Source organism: Candidatus Pseudomonas auctus, from assembly GCF_048654275.1.
Taxonomy (GTDB): domain Bacteria; phylum Pseudomonadota; class Gammaproteobacteria; order Pseudomonadales; family Pseudomonadaceae; genus Aquipseudomonas; species Aquipseudomonas pharyngis.
Window position 1 is genome coordinate 172,103 of the sequence record NZ_JBJYZK010000006.1, and the last position, 26,759, is coordinate 198,861.

At 57.3% G+C, this 26,759-nt stretch carries 27 protein-coding genes and 2 pseudogenes; 11 read left to right on the top strand and 18 right to left on the bottom strand.

Annotated features, from left to right (window positions below):
• The first annotated feature begins 397 nt into the window (after nucleotides 1-397).
• Both ACKUG4_RS13905 and ACKUG4_RS13910 read left to right on the top strand, forming a co-directional pair.
• Complete coding sequence (locus tag ACKUG4_RS13905) at nucleotides 398-1,006, top strand: methyl-accepting chemotaxis protein (protein WP_371857930.1); 609 nt, start codon at nucleotides 398-400, stop codon at nucleotides 1,004-1,006.
• Nucleotides 1,007-1,118: 112 nt separating this feature from the next.
• On the top strand, nucleotides 1,119-1,562 hold the full coding sequence (locus ACKUG4_RS13910) for a hypothetical protein (protein ID WP_445434217.1): 444 nt from the start codon (nucleotides 1,119-1,121) through the stop codon (nucleotides 1,560-1,562).
• Nucleotides 1,563-1,839: 277 nt separating this feature from the next.
• Here ACKUG4_RS13910 and ACKUG4_RS13915 read toward each other — a convergent pair whose 3' ends face one another.
• A complete protein-coding gene (locus tag ACKUG4_RS13915; protein WP_103386044.1) occupies nucleotides 1,840-2,145 on the bottom strand; it encodes a PepSY domain-containing protein in 306 nt (101 codons plus the stop codon).
• 138 nt (nucleotides 2,146-2,283) lie between these two features.
• Entirely contained in the window at nucleotides 2,284-3,411 is a 1,128-nt protein-coding gene (locus tag ACKUG4_RS13920; protein WP_445434218.1) for a glycerophosphodiester phosphodiesterase, read from the bottom strand.
• 218 nt (nucleotides 3,412-3,629) lie between these two features.
• Here ACKUG4_RS13920 and ACKUG4_RS13925 point away from each other — a divergent pair, with 218 nt between their 5' ends.
• Entirely contained in the window at nucleotides 3,630-3,956 is a 327-nt protein-coding gene (locus ACKUG4_RS13925) for a DUF2025 family protein (RefSeq protein ID WP_064598843.1), read from the top strand.
• 146 nt (nucleotides 3,957-4,102) lie between these two features.
• Here ACKUG4_RS13925 and ACKUG4_RS13930 read toward each other — a convergent pair whose 3' ends face one another.
• Nucleotides 4,103-4,417 carry an antibiotic biosynthesis monooxygenase family protein gene (locus ACKUG4_RS13930; protein WP_445434219.1) on the bottom strand — a complete coding sequence of 105 codons (315 nt, stop codon included), beginning with the start codon at nucleotides 4,415-4,417 and terminating at the stop codon, nucleotides 4,103-4,105.
• Nucleotides 4,414-5,121, bottom strand: coding sequence for a CTP synthase C-terminal region-related (seleno)protein (locus ACKUG4_RS13935; RefSeq protein WP_445434220.1), 708 nt, complete (start codon nucleotides 5,119-5,121; stop codon nucleotides 4,414-4,416). The genes ACKUG4_RS13930 and ACKUG4_RS13935 overlap by 4 nt, the downstream gene beginning before the upstream one ends.
• Before the next feature lie 15 nt (nucleotides 5,122-5,136).
• Between ACKUG4_RS13935 and ACKUG4_RS13940 the strand changes: the two genes are divergently transcribed.
• Nucleotides 5,137-6,078 carry a LysR family transcriptional regulator gene (locus ACKUG4_RS13940; protein WP_445434221.1) on the top strand — a complete coding sequence of 314 codons (942 nt, stop codon included), beginning with the start codon at nucleotides 5,137-5,139 and terminating at the stop codon, nucleotides 6,076-6,078.
• A 6-nt stretch (nucleotides 6,079-6,084) separates the two neighbouring features.
• On the opposite strand, the gene ACKUG4_RS13945 is transcribed toward ACKUG4_RS13940, so the two are convergent.
• The 4 genes and pseudogenes from ACKUG4_RS13945 to ACKUG4_RS13960 all read right to left on the bottom strand — a co-directional run bounded on the left by ACKUG4_RS13945 (nucleotide 6,085) and on the right by ACKUG4_RS13960 (nucleotide 9,387).
• Nucleotides 6,085-6,645: a methyl-accepting chemotaxis protein gene (locus tag ACKUG4_RS13945; RefSeq protein ID WP_371857932.1), complete on the bottom strand. Its 561-nt coding sequence runs from the start codon at nucleotides 6,643-6,645 to the stop codon at nucleotides 6,085-6,087.
• A pseudogene (locus ACKUG4_RS13950) lies at nucleotides 6,631-7,410 on the bottom strand (PAS domain-containing protein); the annotation flags it as partial. The pseudogene ACKUG4_RS13950 and the gene ACKUG4_RS13945, both read right to left, overlap by 15 nt.
• Before the next feature lie 181 nt (nucleotides 7,411-7,591).
• Nucleotides 7,592-8,632, bottom strand: a complete 1,041-nt coding sequence (locus tag ACKUG4_RS13955; protein WP_445434257.1) for a diguanylate cyclase — start codon at nucleotides 8,630-8,632, stop codon at nucleotides 7,592-7,594.
• Between the two features lie 146 nt (nucleotides 8,633-8,778).
• Nucleotides 8,779-9,387, bottom strand: a complete 609-nt coding sequence (locus ACKUG4_RS13960; protein ID WP_445434222.1) for a TetR/AcrR family transcriptional regulator — start codon at nucleotides 9,385-9,387, stop codon at nucleotides 8,779-8,781.
• Nucleotides 9,388-9,602: 215 nt separating this feature from the next.
• Between ACKUG4_RS13960 and ACKUG4_RS13965 the strand changes: the two genes are divergently transcribed.
• Entirely contained in the window at nucleotides 9,603-10,655 is a 1,053-nt protein-coding gene (locus ACKUG4_RS13965) for an MBL fold metallo-hydrolase (RefSeq protein ID WP_445434223.1), read from the top strand.
• Nucleotides 10,656-10,667: 12 nt separating this feature from the next.
• Here the strand turns inward: ACKUG4_RS13965 and ACKUG4_RS13970 are convergent, their stop codons facing one another.
• The 4 genes from ACKUG4_RS13970 to ACKUG4_RS13985 all read right to left on the bottom strand — a co-directional run bounded on the left by ACKUG4_RS13970 (nucleotide 10,668) and on the right by ACKUG4_RS13985 (nucleotide 12,565).
• Nucleotides 10,668-10,988, bottom strand: a complete 321-nt coding sequence (locus ACKUG4_RS13970) for a helix-turn-helix domain-containing protein (RefSeq protein ID WP_039773303.1) — start codon at nucleotides 10,986-10,988, stop codon at nucleotides 10,668-10,670.
• Nucleotides 10,989-10,990: 2 nt separating this feature from the next.
• Nucleotides 10,991-11,344, bottom strand: coding sequence for a type II toxin-antitoxin system RelE/ParE family toxin (locus tag ACKUG4_RS13975; RefSeq protein WP_103386049.1), 354 nt, complete (start codon nucleotides 11,342-11,344; stop codon nucleotides 10,991-10,993).
• 42 nt (nucleotides 11,345-11,386) lie between these two features.
• The gene (locus ACKUG4_RS13980; protein ID WP_445434224.1) at nucleotides 11,387-11,704 is read right to left on the bottom strand and encodes a helix-turn-helix domain-containing protein; all 318 of its coding nucleotides are present in this window, start codon (nucleotides 11,702-11,704) and stop codon (nucleotides 11,387-11,389) included.
• 93 nt (nucleotides 11,705-11,797) lie between these two features.
• Nucleotides 11,798-12,565 carry an AraC family transcriptional regulator gene (locus ACKUG4_RS13985; RefSeq protein ID WP_445434225.1) on the bottom strand — a complete coding sequence of 256 codons (768 nt, stop codon included), beginning with the start codon at nucleotides 12,563-12,565 and terminating at the stop codon, nucleotides 11,798-11,800.
• Between the two features lie 112 nt (nucleotides 12,566-12,677).
• On the opposite strand from ACKUG4_RS13985, the gene ACKUG4_RS13990 reads away from it, so the two are divergent.
• Entirely contained in the window at nucleotides 12,678-13,493 is an 816-nt protein-coding gene (locus ACKUG4_RS13990; protein ID WP_445434226.1) for a sulfite exporter TauE/SafE family protein, read from the top strand.
• 63 nt (nucleotides 13,494-13,556) lie between these two features.
• Nucleotides 13,557-14,753 (top strand): hypothetical protein, encoded by a 1,197-nt coding sequence (locus tag ACKUG4_RS13995; RefSeq protein WP_445434227.1) that lies wholly within the window; start codon nucleotides 13,557-13,559, stop codon nucleotides 14,751-14,753.
• A gap of 3 nt (nucleotides 14,754-14,756) precedes the next feature.
• On the opposite strand, the gene ACKUG4_RS14000 is transcribed toward ACKUG4_RS13995, so the two are convergent.
• The 6 genes and pseudogenes from ACKUG4_RS14000 to ACKUG4_RS14025 form a co-directional block, all read right to left on the bottom strand.
• Complete coding sequence (locus ACKUG4_RS14000; protein ID WP_445434228.1) at nucleotides 14,757-15,743, bottom strand: hypothetical protein; 987 nt, start codon at nucleotides 15,741-15,743, stop codon at nucleotides 14,757-14,759.
• A 169-nt stretch (nucleotides 15,744-15,912) separates the two neighbouring features.
• Nucleotides 15,913-16,626 carry an HNH endonuclease gene (locus tag ACKUG4_RS14005; RefSeq protein ID WP_445434229.1) on the bottom strand — a complete coding sequence of 238 codons (714 nt, stop codon included), beginning with the start codon at nucleotides 16,624-16,626 and terminating at the stop codon, nucleotides 15,913-15,915.
• 114 nt (nucleotides 16,627-16,740) lie between these two features.
• A pseudogene (locus ACKUG4_RS14010) lies at nucleotides 16,741-17,271 on the bottom strand (BRO-N domain-containing protein).
• A gap of 322 nt (nucleotides 17,272-17,593) precedes the next feature.
• Nucleotides 17,594-19,201, bottom strand: coding sequence for a tetratricopeptide repeat protein (locus tag ACKUG4_RS14015; RefSeq protein WP_445434230.1), 1,608 nt, complete (start codon nucleotides 19,199-19,201; stop codon nucleotides 17,594-17,596).
• A gap of 85 nt (nucleotides 19,202-19,286) precedes the next feature.
• Nucleotides 19,287-20,537 carry a ribonucleotide-diphosphate reductase subunit beta gene (locus ACKUG4_RS14020; RefSeq protein ID WP_007951068.1) on the bottom strand — a complete coding sequence of 417 codons (1,251 nt, stop codon included), beginning with the start codon at nucleotides 20,535-20,537 and terminating at the stop codon, nucleotides 19,287-19,289.
• Nucleotides 20,538-21,091: 554 nt separating this feature from the next.
• Nucleotides 21,092-21,352: a DUF2790 domain-containing protein gene (locus ACKUG4_RS14025; protein ID WP_011335542.1), complete on the bottom strand. Its 261-nt coding sequence runs from the start codon at nucleotides 21,350-21,352 to the stop codon at nucleotides 21,092-21,094.
• Between the two features lie 452 nt (nucleotides 21,353-21,804).
• On the opposite strand from ACKUG4_RS14025, the gene acs reads away from it, so the two are divergent.
• The 4 genes from acs (at nucleotide 21,805) to ACKUG4_RS14045 (ending at nucleotide 26,758) form a co-directional block, all read left to right on the top strand.
• Nucleotides 21,805-23,760, top strand: a complete 1,956-nt coding sequence (gene acs / locus ACKUG4_RS14030) for an acetate--CoA ligase (RefSeq protein WP_007951065.1) — start codon at nucleotides 21,805-21,807, stop codon at nucleotides 23,758-23,760.
• Nucleotides 23,761-24,508: 748 nt separating this feature from the next.
• Nucleotides 24,509-25,282 carry an L-arginine-binding protein AotJ gene (gene aotJ / locus ACKUG4_RS14035; protein WP_007951064.1) on the top strand — a complete coding sequence of 258 codons (774 nt, stop codon included), beginning with the start codon at nucleotides 24,509-24,511 and terminating at the stop codon, nucleotides 25,280-25,282.
• Nucleotides 25,283-25,373: 91 nt separating this feature from the next.
• Nucleotides 25,374-26,063, top strand: a complete 690-nt coding sequence (locus ACKUG4_RS14040) for an ABC transporter permease (protein ID WP_007951063.1) — start codon at nucleotides 25,374-25,376, stop codon at nucleotides 26,061-26,063.
• Nucleotides 26,060-26,758 (top strand): ABC transporter permease, encoded by a 699-nt coding sequence (locus ACKUG4_RS14045; protein WP_039772064.1) that lies wholly within the window; start codon nucleotides 26,060-26,062, stop codon nucleotides 26,756-26,758. The genes ACKUG4_RS14040 and ACKUG4_RS14045 overlap by 4 nt, the downstream gene beginning before the upstream one ends.
• Nucleotide 26,759: the final 1 nt, after the last annotated feature.

Genomic DNA, 26,759 nt, shown 5'->3' on the forward strand with positions numbered 1-26,759 from the left:
GTGGCTGGTCAACCGCAACCTGGTCGAGCCGATCCGCAAGCTCATCGACTACGTCACCCAGTTGAGCAGGGGCCGTCTGGTCGAGCGCGTGGTCAGCGACCGTCAGGACGAACTGGGCAACCTGGCGGCTGCCGCCAACACCCTGCGCGATTTTCTCGCCGAAACCTTCAATCATCTGCAGCGCAGCGCCAAGGATCTGGACAGTGCCAGCGGCGAGTTGAACGCCATCGCCACCGTCATGGCCGGCGGCACCAATGAGCAGTTCAGCCGCACCGATCAGGTGGCCACGGCGATGAACGAAATGTCCGCCACTGCCCAGGAAGTCGCCCGTCATGCGGCCGACGCCGCTCGTGCTGCCGACGATGCCGATCAGTCCGCGCAACAGGGCGAGAAGGTCATGCAGAGCACCATCCACAGCATCACCCAGATGCGCGGCGAAATCGCCAACACCGCCACGGTGATCCGTCGTCTGGAAGCCGACAGCGGCCGCATCGGCAAGGTGCTGGAAGTGATTCGCGGGATCGCTGAGCAGACCAACCTGCTGGCGCTCAACGCTGCCATCGAAGCGGCCCGGGCCGGTGAAGCCGGGCGTGGTTTTGCGGTGGTCGCCGACGAGGTTCGCAACCTCGCGCAGCGTACGGCGGAGTCGATCATCGAGATCAACCAGATCATCCACAGCGTGCAGACCGGCGCGGTGGATGCGGCCCACGCCATCGACAGCGGCCAGACCCGCAGCGATGAAAGCGTCGAGCAAGTGACCCAGGCCGGTGCCATGCTCGAGCGCATCACCCACGCGGTGGAAGCAATCCGCGACATGAACCGCCAGATCGCCACGGCAGCCGAAGAGCAGACCTCGGTCGCCGAAGACATCTCGCGCAACCTGACTGAGATCACCTCGATTGCCAGCACCAACCTCGACAACGTGCAGCGCACCGAAAGCGCCAGCCAGAACCTGCATGGCCTGTCCGGCCAACTGAACGACGTCACCGCTCGCCTGAGCGTCTGACCGGCCAGTGACTGTGTACCGGTTCGGATACCGAGTCGGTACACAGTCGATCTCAATTCGTGCAGACCGCCGCCGATGCCCGGTTATCTATCACCGGCATTGGAGATTTCCCATGGTCAGCATCACGTCTGTTTCGATCAATCAGACCGTCACTACGTCTACCAGCAAAACCTCGATTGCCGACACGGGCGACGACACCTCGACCACTGCGGCGGCCAGCACTGGCGTGAAGGCAGACACCAGCAAAGTCGCAGCAGGCGGCGGTGCGGCGCCGGCGGGGGACAGCAGTTCCAGCAGCGATGAATCGGATACCGTGAAAGAACTGCGCAAGCAGATTGCCGAGCTGCAGAAGCAGTTGCAGGAAGAGCAGCAGGCGTTGCAAGCGGCTCAGGCCAAGCAGGAAAGTCAGGACGCCAAGGCTGCGGATGTGGCGGCTGCACAATCGCAGATCGCGACGACATCGGCTTCGTTGCAGACGGCGACGGCGGCGTTGTTGGCGGCATTGCAGGATTCGGACAACAGCACTTCCGGCTCGTTGGTCAGTACGACCGCGTGAAGCCTTTCCCCCTCACCCTAGCCCTCTCCCAAAGGGAGAGGGGACTGACGGAGTTGAATGTTCGAGTTACGCCGACCTGACAGTTCTGAGTCGAACTCAGGTTTGAACAGCATGAAGATCGGCTCCCTTCCCCCTCGCCCCCTTGGGGGCGGTCCGACGTTTCGGGAGGGCTGGGGTGAGGGGATGGTTCTCACAGGCGAAACCGGAGTTTCGTCAAACGCCAGACACAAAAAAGCCGCACAACCCAAAAGTCGTGCGGCTTTGTTTTATCAGCCAATCAAGTGTCTTGCTTGTTACTCAGCACCTTGCCGGTGGTCGCATCGAAGTCCACATCGAACTCCTTGCCATCAGCAGCACGCAGTTCAACTTCATACTCATAACCATTGAAGTGGTTATCCAGATCCGTGTCGGTAATGGTCGCACCCGGATGCAGTTTCAGCGCTTCTGCGTTCATCGACTCCAGCGACTTGATCTTGCCTTCCTTGACCAGTTGCGGGATCTGGTCAACGCGAACGTCAGCCTGGGCCAGGCCAGCGGTGAGGGTCAGGGCGGCAGCGGTAAACAGGGCAGTCAAAGTTTTCATCGGTTATTCCTTTGGGTGATTCGTTTAAGTGAGTTCAGGTTAATCACCGCAACTTAATTCACCCTTAAAACGCAGCGAGCAGGCCGGACTCCCCGAGGGAGCGAGCCTGCTCGCGATACTGACGCCCGAATTTGCAGATCAGAAGCCGTTGTTCTTCAACACCTGATCCACACTGGCGGCGGCCGGGCGTTTGTAGAATTTCAGCAGTTCGCTGGCGCGGTTGGTGAAGATGCCGTCAACGCCGGCGGCCATGACTTTCTCGAAGTCCACCGGCTCATCCACGGTGTAGACGTGCACCAGCAGGCCCTGATCGTGGGTGTACTGGTTCATCCAGGGCTGCACCAGATCCGAATAGCTCTGATCGCCGCCGTGGGTCAGCTTCGCCGAAGGGCCGGTGCCGATCGCGCCCTGAGCCTTGGCGTAGTCGATCCACTGCTTGAACTCGGCTTCGGATTTCGGCTCCTGCTTACCGTAGAAAGCGTTCTTGTCCTTCTCGCCGGATTCGGCAAAGGTCACTTTGGATTTCGGCTCGATGCTGCCTTCGCCCACCCACAGCAACAGGATTTTCGGCACCTGTGGCATTTCCTTCTGCAGCATTTCCAGGCTGCTCTTCTCGAACGTTTGCAGGATCACCTTGCCTTTGCCCTGACCGACACCGAGGGCGCTTTTCGCCAGTTTCGAACCGGCCGGGCTCAACCAGCCGCGATCCTGGAGTTTTTCCTTCAGGTCATGCTCGATCCCCGGGAACAGCTTCGGCTCCTTGGTTTCGATGTACAGGCCGGGTTTGTGCTTTGGGTTGGCCTGGGTGATGTCGATGATTTCGTCGAGGGTCAGAATCTTCAGACCGACGTAGGACGGGCGGGCGCGATCCGGGTACTTGGCGTTGTACCAGCTGCCGGCGTCGAGGGTTTTCAGTTCGGCCATGGTGAAGGCATTGGCCGGGCTGTCCTTGCGCTCCGGGAATTTGGTGGCGACATCGGTGGTGCGTTGCAGGTTGTCGTCGTGCAGGGCGAACAGCACGCCGTCCTTGCTGCGCTGCAAATCCATTTCCAGGTAATCGGCGCCCAGGTCGCGGGCCAGTTTGTAGGACGCAGCGGTGGATTCCGGGGCATCGAAGGAGGCGCCACGGTGGGCGATCACCGCCGGGTGCGGAATGCCTTGAGTGGCGGCCAGTGCGACGGGGCTCGACTGGTTGGCGGCGTGGGCCTGACCGAGGCCGAGCATCAGGCTCAGCAGCAGTGCGCTTTTGGTGAAAGTGGCGGGCATTATCGAGTTCCTTTCGCAGGCATTTTCAAAGATGTACCTTTTAGCAACTCAAACGAAAACCTGCTATCGCGAGACCGACATAAACGTACTGAAAGCGAAAATTTGCGCACTTTTGTGCGTTCGTTTGCAGTACGCTTGGCCACGGCAACCGCCCCGGCAGAGGGCGCGCCACCCATTGCCCTGCGTGTAAACCTTCGATCACTTTTGTGAGGTTTACCATGCGCATCACATCGCAACTCATCTGCCAGGCCGCCGACGACCTCAAGGGCTTTGTCGGCCTCAACCGCAAGACCGGCCAGTACATCGTGCGCTTCAGTGAGGACTCGTTCGGCATGGACGTGGCCGATGACGGCATCATTCCGTGCAGCGAATTCGTCTGGGCACCGGCCACCGAACAGACCATGACCCTCAAGCGCGAACTGATCCAGTTGCTGCTGGACCAGAACATCGATGACCGGATCAACATCACCGAGCCGTTGCGCGTTTACATGAACAAGCGCGAGGTGCCGGAGATTGAGGCGGTGCGTAGTCTGGTGAAGGGCTGAGATTCTGCTGCGACTGTTCTGGCCCCTTCGTCGGAACGCCGCCCGGAGCAAGCCCGCTCCCACAGGTACAGTGTGATCTTGAGAGCAGCGCACTACCTGTGGGAGCGGGCTTGCCCGCGAAAGGGCCAGTGAGTACACCTTAATACTCACCTCCCGAACCGATACTCCCGCTCCACCCGACACACCCGCGTATGAAACGCCGAATACCACTCGGCCCGTCCACGCGCCTGAATCACCCGGTGCTCCGGATGCTCGCGCCACGCCAGAATTGCCGCCTCACTCTCCCAGTACGAAACCGTAATCCCCACCCCGTCCGCGCCCCGGATCGAATCGATGCCGAGAAAACCCGGTTGCTCGGCAACCAATTGCATCATGCGCTCGGAGGCCTCGGCATAGCCGTTATCGCCCTCGGTGCGGGTCGAAGTGAAGATCACGGCGAAACACGCAGTGTTCGGATTCATCGACAGTGCTCCGAGCAGGCTTCGACAAACGCCCGCACCAGCGGTGGCAAGTTCCCCTTGAGCGCTGCGCGTTCCGGCTGGAACAGTGTGGCGACAAAGAACACATGGTTTTGCAGTTCGATGGCACGCAGATCGCCTGCCGAATCGTGACCCACGGCGTGTAGTTCATGGGTCAGCAACTCCCGTTCGAACTGCGGATTCACACCGTAGCGGCAGCGATAGCCTTCGCGGATTTCCGACGTTTCGTACGCCCTGGCGATCAACGAACCGGGCACCAGATGAATACTGTCCACTGCTTCCACCAACGAACACGTCAGCGGCGAGAGCACTGAGCGGCTGGCGTCGGGCGAAGTTTCGCCATGCTCGGCGTCGGCCCAGCCCAGCACGTTGCGGGAAAACTCCAGCACCGCATGCTGAAAACCGCCGCAGGTGCCTAGGAAAGGGCGCTGCTGCTCGCGGGCAAAGCGGATGGCCCGCAGGGCGCCGTCTTCACTTTTATAGGGGCTGGCCGGCACACACCAGAAGCCGTCGAAATGTTCCAGCGGTGTCTCGGGCAGGATTCGGTCGGTGGCCAACCATTCGAAATCGATCGGACGGCGATGGTGTTCCGCCGCCAGTCCAAGGGCGACCGGGATGGCTTGGTGGGCGGTGACTTGCGGGTCGAAATCACCGATCAGGGCGATGCGCAGGGCTCTGGATTCCATGAGGACTCGCTGTGCTTGTTGAGGGACGAAGCTCACTATAGATTGGCGTTCACGCACTCGAAATTGGCGTTTGCCCAAGTGATCAATGCAGCCACGCAATACCAACTGGATTTCCCGGATCTGGCCCTGATTCTCGCCTTAGTGCGCGGCGGCTCTCTGGCCCGGGCCGCGCAGTTGTTGAAGGTCGATGTGTCGACGGTGTTTCGCGCCGTGCGCCGACTGGAAACGTCCCTCGGCCAGCAACTGTTCGAAAAAAGCCGCGCCGGTTATCTGCCCACCAGCCTCGCGCAGACCTTGGCCGAGCAGGCCGAACGTGCCGAGCAAGCACTGGAAGCGGCGCGTATCGGTGTGGAGCAGGGCGGCGAAGTGGTCAGCGGTACGGTGCGCCTGACCTGTACCGATTCGGTGTTGCAAGGTCTGCTGCTGCCGGCGCTGGCGCAGTTCATGCCGAACTATCCGGCGCTGACCATCGAGCTGAGCACCTCCAACGATTTCGCCAACCTCAGCCGCCGCGATGCCGACATCGCCCTGCGCCTGACGCGTACACCGCCGGAGCATCTGGTCGGACGAGAGCTGGTGAAGATTTCCTACCGGGTCTGCGCCAGTCAGCGTTATCTACAAAAGGTTGAAGCGACCGATCTGGCGGCACTGACCTGGATCGCCCCGGACGACTTTCTGCCCGATCACCCGACCGTCGCCTGGCGCCGCCAGCAGTTGCCGGGTGTGACGCCAAGCTATCGCTGCAACAGCATGTTGTCCGTGACGGAACTGGTCCGCGCCGGACTGGGCGTAGCGGCGTTGCCGGACTTTCTCATCAATGAAGGGCTGCAAGCCCTGAGCGAACCCTTGCACGGTTACGACACCGCGCTGTGGTTGCTGACCCGCCCGGACTGCCGCGCGTTGCGCTCGGTGGTCACGCTGTTCGACGAACTGGGGCGGGCGCTGCGTTTGCCGTGATCGCGTTTAACCCGGCGCCCGGTCATTGGCGAACATGCTCACCGCTTCCACCGCTTCGCTGGCGCCGTCCCGGATCTGCAGAATCACCGTGCCGGCCTGATCCGCCAGCTCAACACCCTGTGCCGCGCGACCACGGGTGCCGTCCATGCTCTTGATCGCCTGACGGGTTTCGGTCTGGATCAGGCCGATCATGTTGGAAATCTCCGCCGTAGAACCGCTGGTGCGTGCCGCCAGTTGCCGAACTTCATCGGCTACAACGGCAAAGCCGCGACCCTGCTCGCCGGCACGCGCAGCTTCGATGGCGGCGTTCAGAGCCAAAAGGTTGGTCTGATCGGCAATCGCGCGGATGGTGTTGACGATGGCGGTGATCTGCTCGGAGCGCTCGCCGAGTTGTGCGATCAGGGTTGAGGATTCGGCGATGTCGTCGGCAATTTCGCGCATTTCACTGGCCGCTTGCTGAATCACTTGCGTACCTTGCTCGGCGACTTTTCGGGTGGCCACCGAGATGTGATAGGCGGCGCTGGCACTGCGCGCATCCTGCTCGTGCTGCTCGACCCGGGCGGTCACGTCCGAGGCGAACTTCACCACTTTGCACAAGCGGCCGGCGGCGTCGTAGACCGGGTTGTAGTTGGCTTCCAGCCACACGGTCTGCCCGCGTTTGTCGACGCGTTCGAACTGGCCCTGAAACAGTTCGCCCTGATTCAGCCGGCGCCAGAAATCCTGGTAGGCGCTGCTGTTGACCAGCTGCGCGGGGCAGAACAAACGGTGATGTTTGCCTTTGAGTTCGGCGAGGGTGTAGCCCATGCGCGTCAGAAAATTCTGATTGGCGGTGAGGATATTGCCGTCGAGATCGAATTCGATCACCGCCATGGCGCGGTCGATCGCCTGCAATTTCGCATTGGCTTCGCTTTCCTGCTGCACTTTGGCGGTGACATCCATGGCGTACTTGACCACTTTCACCACGCGACCCGAGTCATCCTTGATCGGGTTATAGCTGGCTTCGAGCCAGATCGGTCGGCCCTGGCTGTCGATGCGTTCAAAGGTGCCGGACTGGAATTGGCCGCTTTTCAATCGCGACCACAACTCGCTGTACTGATTGCCACGGGCAAACTCGGGAGAACAGAAATGGCGATGGGGCTGGCCGACTACCTGTTCACGGGTATAACCCATGGTTTTCAGGAAGTTGTCGTTGGCGCGCAGAACCACACCGTCGACATCGAATTCGATCACTGCCATGGAGCGGTTGATCGCCTCCAGCAGGCCGGCTTGTTGGTTGATGGTGTTTTGGAGATCGACGAGGGCAGTCTTGTGGCGGTTGAAAATCATGTTCATGGCACTCTGGAAATAGGACTGAAGGTGGGGTCCCTGTTTCCGCGTCAGCCAGCCAGATATATCGATGGCTGGAAGCAGTGTGCCAGCATCCCGGCTGGCGGATTAACTTATACAAAACTTTATAAACTTGTACAAGAAATCGATTTTTCTCAATTTTGTACAAGTTTTTTCAGGCGGGTGATCAGCTCAACGCTACGCTGATTGTGTTACGTCCCGTGTGCTTGGCCGTGTACAGCGCCTTGTCGGAATCTTCGAACCACTCAAGGGCATCGGCGTACGAGGTTTGATAGCGAGCAAGCCCGATACTCAGGCTGACTCGCAGCTCGGGGACGTCGGGATGGCGGTAACGATCTATTCCCTGACGCAGTTGCTTCATCAGCGCTTCGGCCTTGCTCAGGGGCAGGTTAGGCAGGATCACGCAGAATTCGTCGCCGCCGTATCGTCCGGCCAGCTCGCTTCCGTCGAGCACGAACTTCAGCTCGTGACTCAATTGCCGCAGCACCGCATCGCCGACGATGTGTCCGTAACTGTCGTTGATCGACTTGAAATGATCGATGTCGATCAGCGCCAGAATCGCTTGGGAATCGTGCTGTCGGCACTGCTGGAACTTGAGATGCAGCAGGTCTTTCCAGGCGCCGTGGTTGAGCAGGCCGGTCAGGCTGTCGGTGCGGCTCAGGGCGCTTAGAGTGCGTTTGTGTTCGGCGAGTTTGATCGCCAACCGGTAGCAAACCATTCCCAAAGCCAGCGGATAAAGCGTCAGCATCGGCAGGCAGGCCCAGACTTGAGTCTGCGTGGCCGTCAGAGTGAACTTGACCCCGAACATTGACCAGCCCAGCAGCACGCCGATCACCTGGGCGAGCGCGCCGAGCCAGAACAGGCGCACGCCACCGGCGGCGACGTTGTTCATGGTCATCATCGACAGAATGGTCACGGTGGTCAGTGGGTTGAACTGGAAACACGCGGTCCAGAAACCGCCGAACACCGAGTCATAGAGCAGGTTGCGGCGTTCGGCGCGATAGGGAAAGGCCGAGCGGGTCGACCATTGATAAGCCACGTGCGGCCAGAGAAAACCGTTAAACAGCAACAAGGCCCAGACCCAGCCCGGCATGTTCAACGGATACATCGCGGCGCCCACGCTGAAGAAGCCGATGCCCAGCCCGATGGCTCGCGGCAGGTAAATGCGTCTGGCGAATGACAAGCCTTTGCCGCGTTGGTTTTCCATGGTGTTCTGCGCCAGATTCATTCTGAAACACTTTGCAGTGTAATTCTTCAGCGTGACCGTTCATCGGCCAATGGCAGGCATTGTCATTTATTCCAGCGGGAAAATTCAGTGTCCTTGTGAGCCATTTACTGTGGCGCAGGCCTGATCTAGAGCTGATAGCAGGCCAGGAACATGTCGATTGCAGAATCGACCACGGCATTTTGCGTTGCGTTGTCGAGCGCGGGCTGCCCCATGGAAATCTGCGGCCAGAAGGCGAAGGATTTGAGCAGCCCCTGTACCTGATGCGCGGCGAACTCTGGATCGACCGGTTTCAATCGACCATCCGCCTGGGCAGCACGAATCCACACGGTCACGCTTTCCTCACGTTCGCCCATGCGCGCCACCATGTTCTGCGCGCGTTCCGGCGAGTGGATCGCAGCCGCGATGGCGACACGGGCCAGATTCATGAAGTTGTCGTCCGCCATCATTTGCAACTTGGCCAACAGCATCGTTCGCAACTGATCCCGCAAGGGCTGATCGGGCTGATACGACACGGCCTGCTCGGTGCTGATCCGTGCCCACAACTGGTTGAGAATTTCGGCGAAAAGCTCTTCCTTGCTGGGGAAATGGTTGTACACCGTGCGCTTCGACACCCCGGCGCTCGCCGCGATTTTGTCCATGCTGGTGACCTCGAAACCGTTGGCCCGGAACTCGGCAATGGCCGCGAGGATGATGGCTTCGCGTTTGCGGTCGGTGAGGCGCGTTGGAGCTGTCATAAATTGGATTCGGCAGGAAAAAGGAGAGAATTACACTCGGCAGTTTACTTGGCATCCGGTTTGATGCAACCTAGAAACTACACCGATCAGTGTAATGTTGCCTTAATCGGTGCAACCTAAAACCAGATGTCCGGCTGATGCGTGCGTGCCTTGGCCATTTATCGTCCCACCGTGGAAAGCCGTGAATTGCGCGGTTTACCTGGAGTCTTTCAGTCATGGCCAAATCAATTTCTTCCGCGGTTAGTCCAGCACCTGAAGCTTCGCGCCAGGCCGAAGGGACTTTCCGTAACCACGCGCCGGTGCAGCGCGAAGGTTTGCGCAAGATGCTGCGGATCATGTGGAACATGATCTTCCACAAACCACGCAACACCCGGCCGACGGCAGCCATCCCGGTGCAGCCACTAACCCGCGCGGACCTGATCGCGGCGCCCAATCACAGCGTCTATCGCCTCGGTCACTCGACCTTGCTGCTGAAGCTTCAGGACAAATTCTGGATCACCGACCCGGTGTTCGCCGAACGTGCCTCGCCTGTTCAATGGGCCGGACCGAAACGCTTTCACCAGCCCCCGATCAGCATCGACGAATTGCCGCCGATCGAAGCCGTGATCCTGTCGCACAACCATTACGACCACCTCGACTACGAGGCCGTATTGAAACTGGCGGACAAGGTCAACGTGTTCCTGACCCCGCTGGGCGTCGGCGACACCCTGATCAAATGGGGCATCGATGCCGGCAAGGTTCGCCAGTTCGACTGGTGGCAAGGCACCGAAGTCGCCGGCATCCGCTTCATTGCCACTCCGTCGCAGCACTTCTCCGGACGTGGTCTGTTCGATGGCAACCAGACCCTGTGGGCTTCGTGGGTGATCATCGATGGCGATACGCGGATTTTCTTCAGTGGTGACAGCGGTTATTTCGACGGCTTTAAACGCATCGGCGAACAGTACGGCCCGTTCGACCTGACCCTGATGGAAACCGGTGCCTACAACGTCGAATGGCCCCACGTGCACATGCAGCCGGAAGAAACCCTGCAAGCCCACATCGATCTCAAGGGCCGCTGGCTGTTCCCGATCCACAACGGCACGTTCGACCTGGCGATGCATGCCTGGCATGAGCCGTTCGACCGCATTCTGGCGCTGGCCTGGGAACGCAGTGTGTCCATCACCACGCCGAAAATGGGCGAGGTGTTTAACCTGGCACAACCGCAACGAGGTAATGCATGGTGGTTGGCGGTTGAAGGGGAGAATGAGGCAGTGGTTCAAAGGGCGTAGTGGAGCTTCGCGTTATGCGAACACCACTTCAATTCGGCCCTCTTTGCGAGAGCGGGGGGCCGGTTTGACCACAATCTGCACATCTCGGCCGAGGTGGGAAAGGCATTCCATCATCTTGGCCTCACTGATGCCGCGGAATTTTCCTCTCAGCATTTCGGATAGCTTGGGTTGTGATAACCCCAAGATTTCAGAAGCTTGAGATTGAGTGAGATGACGCGCTTTGATGATTTCACCGATCTTTGCGGCGAGTTGAGACTTGACCTGCATTTCACTGGCGTCGGGCAAGCCGAGGTCTTGATAGACGTTGCCGCTGCCTTCTTCGATTTCAATCATTTCTAAGTTCCTTTCGCGTGGTCCTGAGCGGCTTGAAGTCTCTTTCGGATCAGATCGACATCGCACTGCGCGGTTTTTATACCGGTGGTCGACTTTTTCTGAAAACAATGCAGGACGTAAATTGCATTGCCAAAACGGACCGTGTAAACGGCGCGGTAGGTATTCGTATCAAAGTCCTCAATCAACTCGAGGACACCCGCGCCTCCAAACCCCTTCAGAGGTTTTGCATCTGGATGTCTGAGACCGCTTTGGGCCAAATCCAGTGCGTAACCAAAAACATCCTGTACATCAGTGGGCATCTGCTTGAGATCTTTCTTGCTACTGCTAACCCACAGGAGTGGCTTCCTTGTACTCATGCGAAAAATATACCTATGTTGGGATAATCTCAATCAATTGGTTCAGTCAGCCATCGCATAATCTCCATGACTCGCTGATTCCGGCATCGCACTTCTGACATTTCCCCCACGCCCCGGCGCAAACCCCGGAAAGAACACCAACCCCTGCGCCTCGAACCGATAGGTCAACGCCAGCCGCACCTCATCCGCCACGTCCTGTTGCGCTTCGAACCGCTGAATGTCGTCTACTGAAACCTTGGCCTCTCGCGACAACTGTTCAATGCTCCAGCCCAACATCCCTCGGGCCTGGGCGCAATGGGTCGGGGTGAACTGGAAAAGGGCGATACGTTCGAGGATGAGGTTCATCGCTGAAGAGGCCATGGTGTGCTCCGGGCTCGAGAGTGCTGATGGAAAATGTACTGTGTTTTTGTACAGTTGTTTTCGGCCGGGATCAAACGCATTTTTTGATTTGCCCTAGTTCGCCGCCTCCAACCAGACGGACGGTGCCTGACCGAGGATCCGGCGGAACATCGTCGAGAACGCCGCCGGGCTGTCATAACCGAAATCCAGGGCAATCCGCGTCACTGCTTCACCCGCCGCCAGCCGTGCCAGCGCCAGTACCACGCAGGCGCGCTGGCGCCATTGACTGAAACTCAGGCCGGTCTGCTGACGAAGCAACCTGTTGAAGGTGCGTAAGCTTACGTGCAGCTGATCGGCCCAATGCTGGGGGGATTGGTGGGCATTCGGCTGATGCAGAAAGGTCTGACACAGCTCGAGCAGTCGTCCGTCAGACGGCAGCGGGATATGCAACGGTAACGGTGCACTGCGCACCAATTCATGCAGCAACAAGTCAATGAGCACGCCGTCACGCCCGCTCAGGTCATACGTCAGCGGCAGCTCCACGGCTTCCATCAGCAAGTGCCGCATCAACGGCGACACACTGATCACCTGACAACGCTCACCCAGATCCACCGCCCCCGGCTCGATATACAAACTGCGCGTGCTGACCCCGAGCATCAACACCTCATGCGCCACCCCCGGCGGAATCCACACCGCCCGCTGCGGCGGCACCACCCAGTTGCCGTCATGCGTGCTGACCTGCATCACCCCGGTCGCGCCGTACAACAATTGCGCCCGCCGATGCGTATGACGTGGCAACAGATAGCCGTGGGAATAATCCGTACCGATCGCCACCACCGAGCGCGGCGTGTCATCCAGCAGATTGATCGAAACATTGCGCATCGAGCGGCACCCAGCAGTTGGCGTAAACGCAAACATTATTGGCTGACTTGCTGAAGCAGGCCAAGCGCCGCCGCACTATCGTCGACCGCTCCCCAACAACGGACGACGCGCCATGTTCTACCTCCTGCTGACACTCTCCGGCTGCCTGACCGGCGTCACCGCCGTGCTATTCGGCTTCGGCGGCGGCTTCGTCGTCGTGCCGTTGCTATACCGCATGCTCACCGCCAGCCACGGCGCCGACGACCCGATCAGCCAATCCGCCATGCACATCGCTGTCGCCACCTCGACCTGCGTGATGATCGTCAACGCCCTGGTCGCCACCGGCAAACATCGCCGCGCCGGCAACCTCATCCGTGATTACCTGTGGCCCTTGGGCGGGTTCATCGGATTGGGCGCAGTCGTCGGCGCAATCGCCGCGGTGTGGGTCAGCGGCGAAATCATTCGTTATGCCTTCATCGCCTACCTCGGCGTGACGATTGTCGATTGCCTGCTGCGACGCGGATTTCTTACGCAGTCCGAAGGCGCCATCCCACGGCGATTGGGAACGCTGGAAACGTCCGGCGGCGGTGTAGGCATTGGCGCCATCGCAACCTTTCTCGGTGTAGGAGGAAGCGTCATGACCGTGCCGTTATTGCGGCGTTGCGGGTTGAGCATGTCGCAGGCGACTTCGATGGCCAATCCGTTGAGCGTGCCGGTGGCGTTGGCGGGAACCCTGACGTACATGGCGATGGCGGGACTCAGCGAGACAAAATTTGGGCCATGGTTTATCGGGTATGTAGATCTGCTGGCGTTCGCAGTGCTGACGTTGGGCTCGATGCTGGGGATTCGACTGGCCACACGGTGGATCGGGCGGATACCGGATCGGGTGCATGCGTGGGTGTATATCGCGCTACTCATCATCGTGATGCTGGGCATGACACTGAAGTAGCACCTCGATTCCTGCGCGCATCCTCTGCATACTCCGCAGCCTTATTCACTCAGGGATCGATCCATGCTCAAGGGACTGTTGCGCCTGGCGCCATACACCGCCGTGCTGTTTTCACTGCTTTCCACCGCTCAGGCTGACGATGGCAGACGTGTGTTTACCGGCACGCTGGGCAAGACGCCGATTGTGGTTGAGCTCAATACACAGCAGCAGGACGAAGTGACCGGCCGTTACTTCTACGAGAAGTACCACCGCGATCTGCCCCTCAGCGGTGCGTTGCAGGACAGTACGCTGACGTTGGTCGAGGGCAACAATCGCTACGGTGACGACAAGCCGCTGCCGACCCTCAGGCTCGAGGAAACCGCAGACGGCTGGCAGGGCGAATGGCAAATCCCTCAGGGCAAAAAACTTGCGGTACAACTCTCCGAGGCCAAAATCGCTGCGCCGACCGCCACCACGTTGCCCTTCATCGCCACGCTGCCCGCCAGCGAGCCGTACGAATATCTGCGGCTACAGGGGCTCAAGCTCAAGGCCACGAAAAAAGAAGATTTCATGGGCTACACCCTGCAATGGTGGACGGAGCCCGAGTCGAAGATCGCGTTGTTTACCGTGGAATCCGGCCTGCCGAAAGATGACCTGCAGCGGGTCAACCAACAGTTGCTCGGGCGCTTGTGGAGCGAAGTCATCAGCTATCACGGCTGCCAGTTGCAGGGCGGGGAAAACGTCGAGTTCATGCAGCAGGCACAACCGCAACTGATCTCGCCAGCCGTGGTCAGCCTGAACATCTCGACCAGCTATTACTGCGGCGGCGCGCATCCGGACTTCGGCGATTCGCCGCTGAACATCGACGTGAACACCGGCCATCCGTTGTCGCTGGAAGATGTGTTGTGGGTAGGCGAGGGCAAACCACTTCTGCACGCCGAGCGCGATAGTCTGGGCGATCAGCCGCTGAGCGAAAAAGAAAGTGCAGCGCGCTCGACTTACCAGCGCGAAGTGCTGGTGCCGTGGCTGATCAAACAACTCACCACGCTCTACCCGGATGAAATGAAGAAACCGGCGGAGGGCGATGAGGACAGTTGCGACTACACCGATGAAAGCATCTGGGGTTATCCGTCCTGGCACTTCACCCCGAAAGGTCTGTACCTGGGCGCCTACTTCGCCCGCGTCGCCCGCGCCTGCGATGCGCCGGACTGGTCAGTCCTGCCGTACTCCCTGATTAAACAACACCCCGGCGCCGTCCAACTGCAACTGCCCCAAAACTAACCATCACGCCAGCCCCGGCGCTTCACGAATGATGAAGTGATCCAGATTCTCGATATTGGCATTGAAGACCTCGAAAGGCTTTTCGGGGTTCTTCTTGCCCGGCACCTGCTTCAACTCCGGCGTCACGCCATAGAAGAAGCAGAACAACTCCTTATCACTGTCGATGGCGTGCTTGATCTCTTCCAGAAACGCCTTGCGCTTGCGGTAGTTGTCGATCAGCTTCTTGTTGAGATAGACACTGACCGGATAAGGCTTCTTCTTGCTGTCATCCGGCTTCTTGAACCAGACCTTGTCCTCGAAATCGATCCGGAAACTGGCGCTGTGAAAGTCCTCGATCTTCTTGATCCGACCCCAGTAAATCAGCCCCTTGTTGTCCATCAAGTACTCGATCTTCTTGAAGAACGAACTGTACGGCGCCGTATGCTCGCCAATCTTCAACGGCATGCGCTTGAGTAAATCCTTGTCCGCGAAGTTCGACACAAAACACTCCACGGGGTGAGCGAAAACACTGGTCTTGTCCGGCGCCGTTTCACGACTCGGCGATTCTTTTGAGGGAGAAGTCGCCACCCGCACCGGATCATCCCGCAACACATCCGCCGCCCCCGCTGGCGCGGCAGGTTTGCGCACATACTCACGGCGCGTCAGCAACAACTCCGACGGGAAATGCTCCTCCCGACCGTCATCCGTGTCCCCATCCGCCGCCTCAACCCCCGACGCGGAGGTCTTCACACTCACATACGGACAACCCGCCACATGCTGCGTACCGGGCAGATTCTTGAAGTGCGGCGTGCGTACGTAATTCACGTTCTTGGCGTTTAACGTGCCCAACTCGTTGGAGGCATCGAATGCCGAACGACAGGTGTCGTTGGGGCACTGGAAGTGTTCCTTCGCAGAATCGAACGCCACCGTCTCATCGAAATTCAGATCGCGAACGTCATAGATCGACAGTTTGTCGTCGAGGCTGAGGCAGTAGGCGAGGTCGAATTTCATGGTGGGGCTCGGGTCCTTGAGTGGGGGGAGGGGTATTAATAGCGGGTGGTGGGGTGGGTTGCACTGATTGTTTTCGGGGTGATGCAAAATCTGTATGAGTGAGCCTGCTCCCGCTGGGCTGAGAAGCAGCCCAGAAATCAGCAAACGCGATTAGTCAGATAAACCGCGATTATTCCCTTTCGAGTCTTCCAACGTTGTCATACAGCCAAGCAGTGAAAGCCTCTCTGTCATCCGAATGGTGGCAACGTTGGTGACAGTTGGGACACAGCGCCACGACATTCGAAGGCTGGTCCGATCCTTCTTGCGACATATGCTTTACGTGATGAACTTCAAGAAACGGTTTTCCATTTTTCTTAAATGGCGCTTCTTCGCCACAACCTTCGCACTTCCCATTGGCTTCCTGACGAACCCAGCCCCTCAATTCGGGATCACGAAAGTAAACCTTTCTGGTGGACGTCGTTTGAAGAGGTGTCTTTATACCTTTGGGGACGTAATCAAATTGCGTTCGCTCAAATTTGTCTGCGCGTTGTTCCAGTAACGCTTCGTCCGCAGTTGGATCAGAATCTTCAAGCGTCAGAACGGTGGAATCATCAAGTGCTTTACGGATGCTACGCGCTACATTCGCACCAACATTCTTGGCAGGTTTGTAGCCTTCAATTCGCTTTCGACCCATTTCTACCAACACGGTAGAAATGTTCTGCATCCGAAATTCGACAGAACCCTTCGTCCGGCCGGCGAGTGGGCCTTCACGCAGAATGCGATTTTCCTCAGTCTTGACGAATTTCTGGCCGCTCTGCTCACGCGTCAGCATCTTGAGGTAGGCATCGACCGCAGCCTGAATCTCTACGTCACTCCAATCGCTATTAGTTTTTTCCGTATCCATACAATCGCCGAGGGTTGAAAACCCTCGGACGATACTGAGTGGCCATTACAGCTGTCTACGAAAATTCCTACAGAAAATAACGACGGATCTCGCGAAGTCCTACAACCACCATCACTAGCCCATGGAATGCCTCGAAGACTGAAACACCTGCGCAACCTTTCTCCACCACGGCTTGCCCGATGTCTGTCGTTGCGTCTGATCGCTCAGCAGATAAGGCATATCCCGTAGCCGAATCCAGCCTTCATCCTGCCAATGCAGCAGGCTCAATGACATCTCCGGCCAATCCAACAAACTCAACTTCGGTCGTTCTGAATGTCCTTAGTGCTCTGCATCGCGCAAGGCCGGCACAACCTGCTGAGTCAACCACTCCCGCAACAACCGGTTCCCCGGAACATAGTGGTACACCAGCAGCGCATACACACCTGACTCGCTGAGCATCAATTGCTTTTCGGGTTGCCGAAAATACTCAATCCACAAAACGCGACGTTGATCCTTATCTAGCTTGTTGACCATGCGTTCGCACAGATGGAAACCCATCAAGCGGCCGACATCGCGGGCGCAGAACCACGTTTGGTTTTCGAGTAGAAGGGCGTGTAGTGCGAGGTTGTGACGCGAGAAGACTGTTACAGAAAAAGGATCGGGCATATCCATTACCTCTACGTTTAGATTCTTTGGAGGGCCTGACCCCAACGTAGAGTGGACTTAAGAAATTCCAACGAACAGAGCAGTTGCCACTGACGATATACGTCTGTGTCACTGACCAAGTTTTCCACGTTGGGTGTTTCTTAGGCACCTATTTTAAAGTGTAGATGAGTTTTTGAGGGCGACAATGCGGCAACAGCTACAGACGGCGTAGGAAATTTATTTCTATGGCGTAGGGGGGTAAAATAGCTCTTTATAGTAAAGAGCTATTTTTTTTGATTTGATGTCGTGACGCGTGTGTTGTTTTTTTGGGGGGATCGAGATTTTAATTTTTATTTAATACAATTTTTGTTTTGCTAGTCTCTGTTGCTGAGAAAAAAACGAGGGTGGCGTTTTCTGTGGATATGTAGGCGAAAAAAGAGATGCTTTCATTGCCTGATAATCCAAGTAAAGAAGATGGTTTTGCAGGGGTCATGTTTTTTGTGTAAGTAAATTTTGCGCTGCGATTCTGAAACGTGCCAGAAAGTTTGCATAGAAAATTCTGGGTTTGGCTAAAGCGAAGCTCGGTAATTGTCCATTCTGCTGAGATTTTTTCATTCTCAATAGTAAAAATTACTTGTTCGCCTTTTTCAGTGCTCCAGTTCCCGCTCCAGATGGCACTGGTGTGAGGCTCAAAGTAGGCTTCACCATACAGTCTTATATTTCTTTGGAAGTCTTCTGCTTCTTTGATGGTGGTTGCCCATGCTTCGTTGTCATGGGTTGTTTTGGTTTTGAGAGTAAATAGGGATGTTCCGATGTTTTCATGTGGATCGTCTGTTTTTCTCGCCTCGTCAAGAATTTGCTGTGCCTCATCGTACAGGCCATTCTCAATATAAATATTTGCGAGATTGGACATGGCTAGGGTAGAGCCACAGTCTCGTGAGCGCTTGAAAAACTCTATTTGTTTTCCTCGTATATTGAGAGCTCCGGCGCTGACTCCAATATTATTGAGTGCTACTGAATGCTGAGGATCTAAATTCAGTAACGTTGAATAGTTTTTTATAGCGAGACCGTTGAGGTCGTTATTGCTTTGTACGTACGCAGCATCGAACAAACGCTCTCTATTGCCGGGAGCATATTCGACAGACTTTTCTAATGCAATTGCTTGGGCGCTAAAATTGCCCTGCTCTTTTAGTAAGCTGGCGATCGATTCATATATTGATGACTTCTGTTCGTCTGAGTGAACTACTAACAGTCTGTCTTCAAGAATTTTTAGGCCTGTATTGATGTTGCCAAGATTTTTATGCGCAAGCGAAAGTTTTAGAGTGAGCTCTGTTATTGCGGATTCACTTTTAATACGGCTGATGGCATTTTCAAGGAGTTCTTTGTCTCTTTTTGGGTCGTTCGTTTCGTTGTATATCAATGAGAGCCATAATGAAATGTTCTTTATTGCAGTGTCTGAAGTGCTGAGATTGTAGAGCTTTTCAAGTTTTTCTAACGCTTGTTGATCTTTCCCTTTGATGAAGCATACATACAGGTAAAGAGCTTCGTTGTCATGTTGTTTTTCTTCATCAGCTTCGTTGTGCTGATTGTCTTCGAATATTTGCTTGGCTAGTTTTTGGTCGTTGGCCTCAAACGCGTCGAATAGCCTAGCTACCCAAAAATCTGCTTCTTCTTTAGGTTTATCTTGTGGCGGTTGTTCTTGAGGGCGCTCTATCGTTTCTTTAGTATCAGTATGAGGTTGGCGAGGTTCCTCAATTATTATTACAGGTGATGCAGCTTCCATTGCTCCTGTGGCACCGGCAAATGAGAAATTTAATTTAATCAACCGTTCAAGAGCGCTTGCCAGGCTTTTTCTTGTAATTATGACAATGACTAATATGATCAGAGGCCAGATATTCTTGTCTGCGAAAGAGAGTGCTAATTCGAAGTATCCGGGTGTGTTGCTTTCCATATTGCATTTTCTCCCTTTCATTCGAGAAAAGCCCCGCGATTGCGGGGCTTTCTAATGACTACTGTTCGAGCATATCGGAAAAAATTTAGTCCCAGCTCAACGCCCCACCAGTCTGATACTCAATAACCCGAGTCTCAAAGAAATTCTTCTCTTTCTTCAAGTCCATGATCTCGCTCATCCAAGGGAACGGGTTAGTCGTCCCTGGGTACTCTTCCTTCAAACCGATCTGCGACAGACGACGGTTAGCGATGAACTTCAGGTAGTCCTCCATCATCGCAGCATTCATACCCAACACACCGCGAGGCATGGTGTCGCGGGCGTATTCGATTTCCAGTTGAGTGCCCTGCAGGATCATCTGCGAGGCTTCTTCCTTCATTTCGGCATCCCACAGGTGTGGGTTTTCGATTTTGATCTGGTTGATCACGTCGATGCCGAAGTTCAGGTGCATGGATTCGTCGCGCAGGATGTACTGGAACTGCTCGGCGACGCCGGTCATTTTGTTGCGGCGGCCCATGGAGAGGATCTGGGTGAAGCCGCAGTAGAAGAAGATGCCTTCCAGAACGCAGTAGTAGGCGATCAGGTTGCGCAGCAGCTCTTTGTCGGTCTCGACGGTGCCGGTGTTGAATTCCGGGTCGGAGATGGCGCGGGTGTATTTCAGGCCCCAGGCGGCTTTTTTCGCGACCGACGGGATCTCGTGGTACATGTTGAAGATCTCGCCTTCATCCATGCCCAGCGATTCGATGCAGTACTGGTAGGCGTGGGTGTGGATCGCCTCTTCGAAGGCCTGGCGCAGGATGTACTGGCGGCATTCCGGGTTGGTGATCAGGCGGTACACGGCCAGGGCCAAGTTGTTGGCCACCAGGGAGTCGGCGGTGGAGAAGAAGCCGAGGTTGCGCATCACGATGCGGCGCTCGTCGTCGGTCAGGCCTTCCGGGTTTTTCCAGAGGGCGATGTCGGCGGTCATGTTGACTTCTTGCGGCATCCAGTGGTTTGCGCAGCCGTCCAGGTATTTCTGCCAGGCCCAGTCGTACTTGAATGGCACGAGCTGGTTGAGGTCGGCGCGGCAGTTGATCATGCGCTTTTCGTCAACGGCGACACGGGCGGCGGAGCCTTCGAGTTCGGCGAGGCCTTCGGCGACGTCGAGGGAATCCAGTGCAGCCTTGGCGCGGGCCACGGCGGCCGAGTCTTCGGCGGTCACGGCGCGGGCTTCGAGGGCGGCGGCACCGCCGGCGCTGTCGAGGCGGTCCATGTTGGCTTCGCTAGCGTGGCCGGCGTTGGCGCCTTTCACTGCTGCTACTTCACTGTCTTCTTTGTCGAATTCGTCCCAGCTCAGCATGACGTGTCGTCTCCTGCGTGAGGGCCTGTGCCCGTGTGAAAACTGATTGTTGGTTTTTCACACGGCCGTACAGGCCGCGTTGGATGTCGTTTTTTGCAGCGGTGCTACGCAGGCAATAAACAGAAAATTTTTTCGGGTTTCCGAGAGCCTCTGACGGGCGCAGGTCAGCGTTGTCGCTGCTGCGGGGCTTCAGAATGGCTTTGATCCCTGTAAGGGAATATTGCTGACCCGATTAGGGCGGCATTATAGGGAAAAAAACACGGGCGTGGGGGAGGGCGAAACAGCGCAGGGCGGTCGAGCGCGCGGGTGATTTCGATCGGAGCGAGGGTTTACAGGGCTTTCGCCGGGATTGGCCCCGGAGAAAATTTTTTCATTAATTTTTTGGCGTGTGATTGATTGCTCAAAAAACGAGCAAAAAATCGCGTTTTTCACTATATCTTGTGTTTTGCAACCCTTTTGCGCCGCTTCAAACACAACTGAGCCCGACCGAAGCCGGGCTGGAATCGACTCTCGATGTTGCGCTGAGTGATCCGATTCGGTGCAGTCTCAACGCATCAATTGGTGCAGCCGTTGCCCATGATGCTGTAACGCAGGATGTGACGCTGACCCTTGGAGTCGTCGTACTCCATTTTTGCCGGAACAACTTCGCAGACATTCGGAACTTCGCTCATGGAAACAACTTTGGCGATGTCCAGGTGAGTGGAGTAAGTGTATTCCTCGATAGCCGGTTGTTGCTGGGCGACATCAGTCGGAACCTCGTCTGCCATGGCGGTTGCGCACAGACTGCTGAGGGCCAGAACCAATAAAGCTTTCATTTGAAATTTACCTTCTTGAGGTCGAATGGGGTCACGCAACCTTTTTGGGGTTGCGTGTGGAACTTCATCGTTTTGCTTTGTTACTTCAGAACTGGATTAACGGCCTTCGTGGGGGCTGTAACCTTGTTAATCGCTTTGCCTTGTCGGCGAGGTGAATTTTAGGGAGGCGGGGCAGGGGTAAACAGACCCGGTTTTGATAAACACCTTTGGCAGATTTGGTAACAATCCTTGGAGAGGGTGTTACCAGCGCTGCGGCTTTCTCGGGAAACCGGGTCGTCTGAATCGCTGGCAGGCCAGCTCCCACAAGGGTTGCGGGGTTTGCTTCAGGGGTGTCTGTGGCATTTCTGGATGTTTTGTAGGGGCTTGTTACTACCATCGTCGAATGGTTCTATACGGGCGCCCCGGCTACAACAGGGTCATACAAAAACAACTATTACACCGAGGTAGGAAAGATGAGTGCGGCTTCCCTGTATCCCGTTCGTCCCGAGGTTCTGGCCAATACGCTGACCGACGAGGCGACCTACAAAGCCATGTACCAACAGTCGGTCGTCAACCCTGACGGCTTCTGGCGTGAACAAGCCAAGCGCCTCGACTGGATCAAGCCTTTCACCACGGTGAAACAGACTTCGTTCGACGATCACCACGTCGACATCAAGTGGTTTGCCGACGGCACCCTGAACGTTTCCTACAACTGCCTCGACCGTCATCTGGCCGAGCGCGGCGATCAGGTCGCCATCATCTGGGAAGGCGACGATCCTTCCGAAAGCCGCAACATCACCTACCGCGAACTGCACGAACAAGTGTGCAAACTCGCCAACGCCCTGCGTGGCCAGGACGTGCACCGCGGCGACGTGGTGACCATTTATATGCCGATGATCCCCGAAGCCGTGGTCGCCATGCTGGCCTGTACCCGGATCGGCGCGATTCACTCGGTGGTGTTCGGCGGTTTCTCGCCGGAAGCCCTGGCCGGCCGCATCATCGACTGCCGCTCGAAAGTGGTGATCACCGCTGACGAAGGCATCCGTGCCGGCAAGAAGATTTCCCTCAAGGCCAACGTCGACGACGCCCTGACCAACCCGGAAACCAGCAGCATCCAGAAAGTCATCGTGTGCAAGCGCACCGGCGGCGACATCAAGTGGAACCAGCATCGCGACATCTGGTACGAAGACCTTATGAAAGTGGCGGGAACCGTTTGCGCGCCGAAAGAGATGGGTGCCGAAGAAGCGCTGTTCATCCTTTATACCTCCGGCTCCACCGGCAAGCCGAAGGGCGTGCAACACACCACCGGCGGTTACCTGTTGTACGCGGCGATGACTCACGAGCGCGTGTTCGACTACCGTCCGGGCGAAATTTACTGGTGCACCGCTGACGTGGGCTGGGTCACCGGTCACTCCTACATCGTCTACGGCCCGCTGGCTAACGGTGCGACCACGCTGCTGTTCGAAGGCGTGCCGAACTACCCGGACATCACCCGGGTGGCGAAGATCGTCGACAAGCACAAGGTCAACATCCTCTACACCGCGCCGACCGCGATCCGCGCGATGATGGCCTCCGGCACCGCTGCTGTTGAAGGTGCGGACGGCAGCAGCCTGCGCCTGCTGGGTTCGGTGGGCGAGCCGATCAACCCGGAAGCCTGGGACTGGTACTACAAGAATGTCGGCAAGTCCCGTTGCCCGATCGTCGATACCTGGTGGCAGACCGAAACTGGCGGCAACATGATGAGCCCGTTGCCGGGCGCCCATGCGCTGAAGCCGGGTTCGGCCGCACGTCCGTTCTTCGGTGTGGTGCCGGCGCTGGTGGACAACCTTGGCAACATCATCGAGGGCGAGGCCGAAGGCAATCTGGTGATTCTCGATTCGTGGCCAGGCCAGGCACGCACGCTGTACGGCGACCATGACCGTTTCGTCGACACCTACTTCAAGACCTTCCGTGGCATGTACTTCACCGGTGACGGCGCGCGCCGCGATGCCGACGGTTACTACTGGATCACCGGTCGCGTGGACGACGTGCTCAACGTGTCCGGCCACCGCATGGGCACTGCCGAGATCGAAAGCGCGATGGTTGCTCACCCGAAAGTCGCCGAAGCGGCGGTGGTCGGTGTACCGCACGACATCAAGGGGCAGGGCATTTATGTCTACGTCACCCTGAAAAATGGCGAAGAGCCGAGCGAGCAACTGCGCCTGGAGCTGAAGAACTGGGTGCGCAAGGAGATCGGCCCGATTGCTTCGCCGGATGTGATCCAGTGGGCGCCGGGGCTGCCGAAGACCCGTTCGGGCAAGATCATGCGCCGCATCCTGCGCAAGATCGCTACGGCTGAATACGAAGGGTTGGGCGACATCTCCACCCTGGCCGATCCGGGTGTGGTGCAGCATCTGATCGACACGCACAAGACCATGAACGTCGCGTAAGCGGCGGGTCTGAACCACTGAAAAGCCCCGTCCGGCATCGCGCCGGACGGGGCTTTTTATTGTCTGGAGTTTATGGGTTGTTAGTGCTGGCCCCTTTGCTGGCAAGTCGAATCGTCGCACCGCAGCTCCCACAGGTTTTGTGGTGTGTTGGAGGTTGCGCGAGCAGCGTAGATCCTTGTGGGAGCTGGCTTGCCAGCGAAAGCGGTTTGTCATGCAAAGGTGCAATTCTTTGATGTAACACAAAACCCGCAGCCAATAATTATCGAATTGTTCCGTCAGCCCATTCCCACTGTTACCTGTCAGTCTTCAAGTAACCGAATGTGTAACCGCCCGCCCCGCAACGGGGCAATGAGAAACGCATCGCCCCGTTTTAGAGCCTCAAAACCGCCGGTGAAAAATAAGACATAACCCCGCGCTTGCCGGATTAGAAGGGTTTGCGAATAATAGGCCCGCAATTTGCAGCATAGATCGGTTCACTGTCTTTCGCTCTTGCATGAAATTGCGGGGCTGTCAATGTGCTCAAGCGGGTTTCTCGGTGCATCTGTAATTAGTTGTCGCATTGAAGAAATATCGGCTTCGGGCCTGTCGTTAGAATGCCGATCACTCGCTCGTCGTGGCTTGCGTTGAAGCCGTTGCGGTTTTGACTGGAACTGTCCCACGCACGCAGCAACCGATTTCGTTACACCCATTCGCATATTGGGCTGTCGCTCACTCTGCCGTTTTTGCCCTTTACCGATGGAGTCCCAAGATGAAGAAACTTGTGCTGCTTGGCGCCCTGGCACTGTCCGTGCTGTCCCTGCCGACGTTCGCCGATGAAAAGCCTCTGAAAATCGGTATCGAAGCGGCTTACCCTCCATTCGCATCCAAAGCCCCGGACGGCAGCATCGTCGGTTTCGACTACGACATCGGCAACGCGCTGTGCGAAGAAATGAAGGTCAAGTGCCAGTGGGTCGAGCAAGAGTTCGACGGTCTGATCCCGGCACTGAAAGTGCGCAAGATCGACGCGATCCTGTCGTCCATGTCGATCACTGACGACCGCAAGAAGTCCGTGGACTTCACCAACAAGTACTACAACACCCCGGCCCGTCTGGTCATGAAAGAAGGCACCGCTGTCAGCGAAGGCCTGACCGAGCTGAAAGGCAAGAACATCGGCGTACAACGGGGTTCGATCCACGAGCGTTTCGCCCGCGAAGTCCTGGCCCCTCTGGGTGCCGAGATCAAGCCGTACGGCTCGCAGAACGAAATCTACCTCGACGTGGCCGCCGGCCGCCTCGACGGCACCGTGGCGGACGCTACGCTGTTGAATGACGGCTTCCTGAAAACCGACGCCGGCAAAGGCTTCGCGTTCGTCGGCCCGGCGTTCACCGACGTCAAATACTTCGGCGACGGCGTAGGCATCGCGGTACGCAAGGGCGACGCCCTGAAAGACAAGATCAACACCGCCATCGCGGCCATCCGCGAGAACGGCAAGTACAAGGCAATCCAGGACAAGTACTTCGACTTCGACATTTACGGCAAGTAAAGACGTCGCTCGACCCGTCCGAAATGGCGCAAGCAACAGGATCTCTGCGGTTTGCGCCATTTTTTCATCCCAACTTTCGAGGACCTGAATCATGTTGAAAGGCTACGGGGCTGTCATCCTCGATGGCGCTTGGCTGACGCTTCAGCTCGCCTTGTCGTCCATGGCCCTGGCCATCGTTCTCGGGCTGATCGGCGTCGCGTTGCGCCTGTCGCCGGTGCGCTGGCTGGCGTGGCTGGGCGATCTGTATTCCACGGTGATTCGCGGGATTCCTGACCTGGTGCTGATCCTGCTGATCTTCTACGGCGGTCAGGACCTGCTCAACCGCGTTGCGCCTATGCTCGGCTATGACGACTACATCGACCTGAATCCGCTGGCCGCCGGTATCGGCACCCTCGGTTTCATCTTCGGTGCGTACCTGTCGGAAACCTTCCGCGGCGCGTTCATGGCGATCCCCAAAGGTCAGGCCGAAGCGGGCATGGCGTACGGCATGAGCAGCTTCCAGGTGTTCTTCCGGGTGCTGGTGCCACAGATGATCCGTCTGGCGATTCCGGGCTTCACCAACAACTGGCTGGTATTGACCAAGGCCACCGCGCTGATTTCCGTGGTCGGTCTGCAGGACATGATGTTCAAGGCCAAGCAGGCGGCCGACGCCACCCGCGAGCCTTTCACCTTCTTCCTCGCAGTGGCGGCGATGTACCTGGTGATCACCAGTGTCTCGTTGCTGGCGCTGCGTCACCTTGAGAAGCGCTACTCGGTAGGCGTAAGGGCGGCTGATCTATGATCTTCGACTACAACGTCATTTGGGAGGCCCTGCCGCTGTACTTCGGCGGTCTGGTCACGACCCTCAAGTTGCTCGCGCTGTCGCTGTTCTTCGGCCTGCTCGCGGCCCTGCCGCTGGGCCTGATGCGTGTGTCCAAGAACGCCGTGGTCAATGGCGCGGCCTGGCTGTACACCTACGTGATTCGCGGCACGCCGATGCTGGTGCAACTGTTCCTGATCTACTACGGTCTGGCTCAGTTCGAAGCCGTGCGTGAAAGCTTCTTGTGGCCGTGGCTGTCCAGCGCAACGTTCTGTGCCTGCCTGGCGTTCGCGATCAACACCAGCGCCTACACCGCCGAAATCATCGCCGGCAGCCTCAAGGCCACGCCGAACGGCGAGATCGAAGCGGCCAAGGCCATGGGCATGTCGCGCTTCAAGATGTACAAACGCATCCTGCTGCCATCGGCCCTGCGCCGGGCGCTGCCGCAGTACAGCAACGAAGTGATCATGATGCTGCAGACCACCAGTCTGGCGTCCATCGTGACCCTGATCGACATCACCGGCGCGGCCCGTACCGTCAACGCGCAGTTCTACCTGCCGTTCGAGGCGTACATCACCGCCGGCGTGTTCTACCTGTGCCTGACCTTCATTCTGGTGCGCCTGTTCAAGCTGGCCGAACGTCGCTGGCTGAGCTACCTGGCCCCGAGGAAGCACTGAT

Bases quoted from the DNA above. Each gene is read 5' to 3' on its own strand.
- ACKUG4_RS13905 (WP_371857930.1), top strand. From the start codon at position 398: ATGCAGAGCACCATCCACAGCATCACCCAGATGCGCGGCGAAATCGCC.
- ACKUG4_RS13910 (WP_445434217.1), top strand. From the start codon at position 1,119: ATGGTCAGCATCACGTCTGTTTCGATCAATCAGACCGTCACTACGTCT.
- ACKUG4_RS13915 (WP_103386044.1), bottom strand. From the start codon at position 2,145: ATGAAAACTTTGACTGCCCTGTTTACCGCTGCCGCCCTGACCCTCACC.
- ACKUG4_RS13920 (WP_445434218.1), bottom strand. From the start codon at position 3,411: ATGCCCGCCACTTTCACCAAAAGCGCACTGCTGCTGAGCCTGATGCTC.
- ACKUG4_RS13925 (WP_064598843.1), top strand. From the start codon at position 3,630: ATGCGCATCACATCGCAACTCATCTGCCAGGCCGCCGACGACCTCAAG.
- ACKUG4_RS13930 (WP_445434219.1), bottom strand. From the start codon at position 4,417: ATGAATCCGAACACTGCGTGTTTCGCCGTGATCTTCACTTCGACCCGC.
- ACKUG4_RS13935 (WP_445434220.1), bottom strand. From the start codon at position 5,121: ATGGAATCCAGAGCCCTGCGCATCGCCCTGATCGGTGATTTCGACCCG.
- ACKUG4_RS13955 (WP_445434257.1), bottom strand. From the start codon at position 8,632: ATGGAAAACCAACGCGGCAAAGGCTTGTCATTCGCCAGACGCATTTAC.
- ACKUG4_RS13960 (WP_445434222.1), bottom strand. From the start codon at position 9,387: ATGACAGCTCCAACGCGCCTCACCGACCGCAAACGCGAAGCCATCATC.
- ACKUG4_RS13965 (WP_445434223.1), top strand. From the start codon at position 9,603: ATGGCCAAATCAATTTCTTCCGCGGTTAGTCCAGCACCTGAAGCTTCG.
- ACKUG4_RS13970 (WP_039773303.1), bottom strand. From the start codon at position 10,988: ATGATTGAAATCGAAGAAGGCAGCGGCAACGTCTATCAAGACCTCGGC.
- ACKUG4_RS13975 (WP_103386049.1), bottom strand. From the start codon at position 11,344: ATGAGTACAAGGAAGCCACTCCTGTGGGTTAGCAGTAGCAAGAAAGAT.
- ACKUG4_RS13980 (WP_445434224.1), bottom strand. From the start codon at position 11,704: ATGGCCTCTTCAGCGATGAACCTCATCCTCGAACGTATCGCCCTTTTC.
- ACKUG4_RS13985 (WP_445434225.1), bottom strand. From the start codon at position 12,565: ATGCGCAATGTTTCGATCAATCTGCTGGATGACACGCCGCGCTCGGTG.
- ACKUG4_RS13990 (WP_445434226.1), top strand. From the start codon at position 12,678: ATGTTCTACCTCCTGCTGACACTCTCCGGCTGCCTGACCGGCGTCACC.
- ACKUG4_RS13995 (WP_445434227.1), top strand. From the start codon at position 13,557: ATGCTCAAGGGACTGTTGCGCCTGGCGCCATACACCGCCGTGCTGTTT.
- ACKUG4_RS14000 (WP_445434228.1), bottom strand. From the start codon at position 15,743: ATGAAATTCGACCTCGCCTACTGCCTCAGCCTCGACGACAAACTGTCG.
- ACKUG4_RS14005 (WP_445434229.1), bottom strand. From the start codon at position 16,626: ATGGATACGGAAAAAACTAATAGCGATTGGAGTGACGTAGAGATTCAG.
- ACKUG4_RS14015 (WP_445434230.1), bottom strand. From the start codon at position 19,201: ATGGAAAGCAACACACCCGGATACTTCGAATTAGCACTCTCTTTCGCA.
- ACKUG4_RS14020 (WP_007951068.1), bottom strand. From the start codon at position 20,537: ATGCTGAGCTGGGACGAATTCGACAAAGAAGACAGTGAAGTAGCAGCA.
- ACKUG4_RS14025 (WP_011335542.1), bottom strand. From the start codon at position 21,352: ATGAAAGCTTTATTGGTTCTGGCCCTCAGCAGTCTGTGCGCAACCGCC.
- acs (WP_007951065.1), top strand. From the start codon at position 21,805: ATGAGTGCGGCTTCCCTGTATCCCGTTCGTCCCGAGGTTCTGGCCAAT.
- aotJ (WP_007951064.1), top strand. From the start codon at position 24,509: ATGAAGAAACTTGTGCTGCTTGGCGCCCTGGCACTGTCCGTGCTGTCC.
- ACKUG4_RS14040 (WP_007951063.1), top strand. From the start codon at position 25,374: ATGTTGAAAGGCTACGGGGCTGTCATCCTCGATGGCGCTTGGCTGACG.
- ACKUG4_RS14045 (WP_039772064.1), top strand. From the start codon at position 26,060: ATGATCTTCGACTACAACGTCATTTGGGAGGCCCTGCCGCTGTACTTC.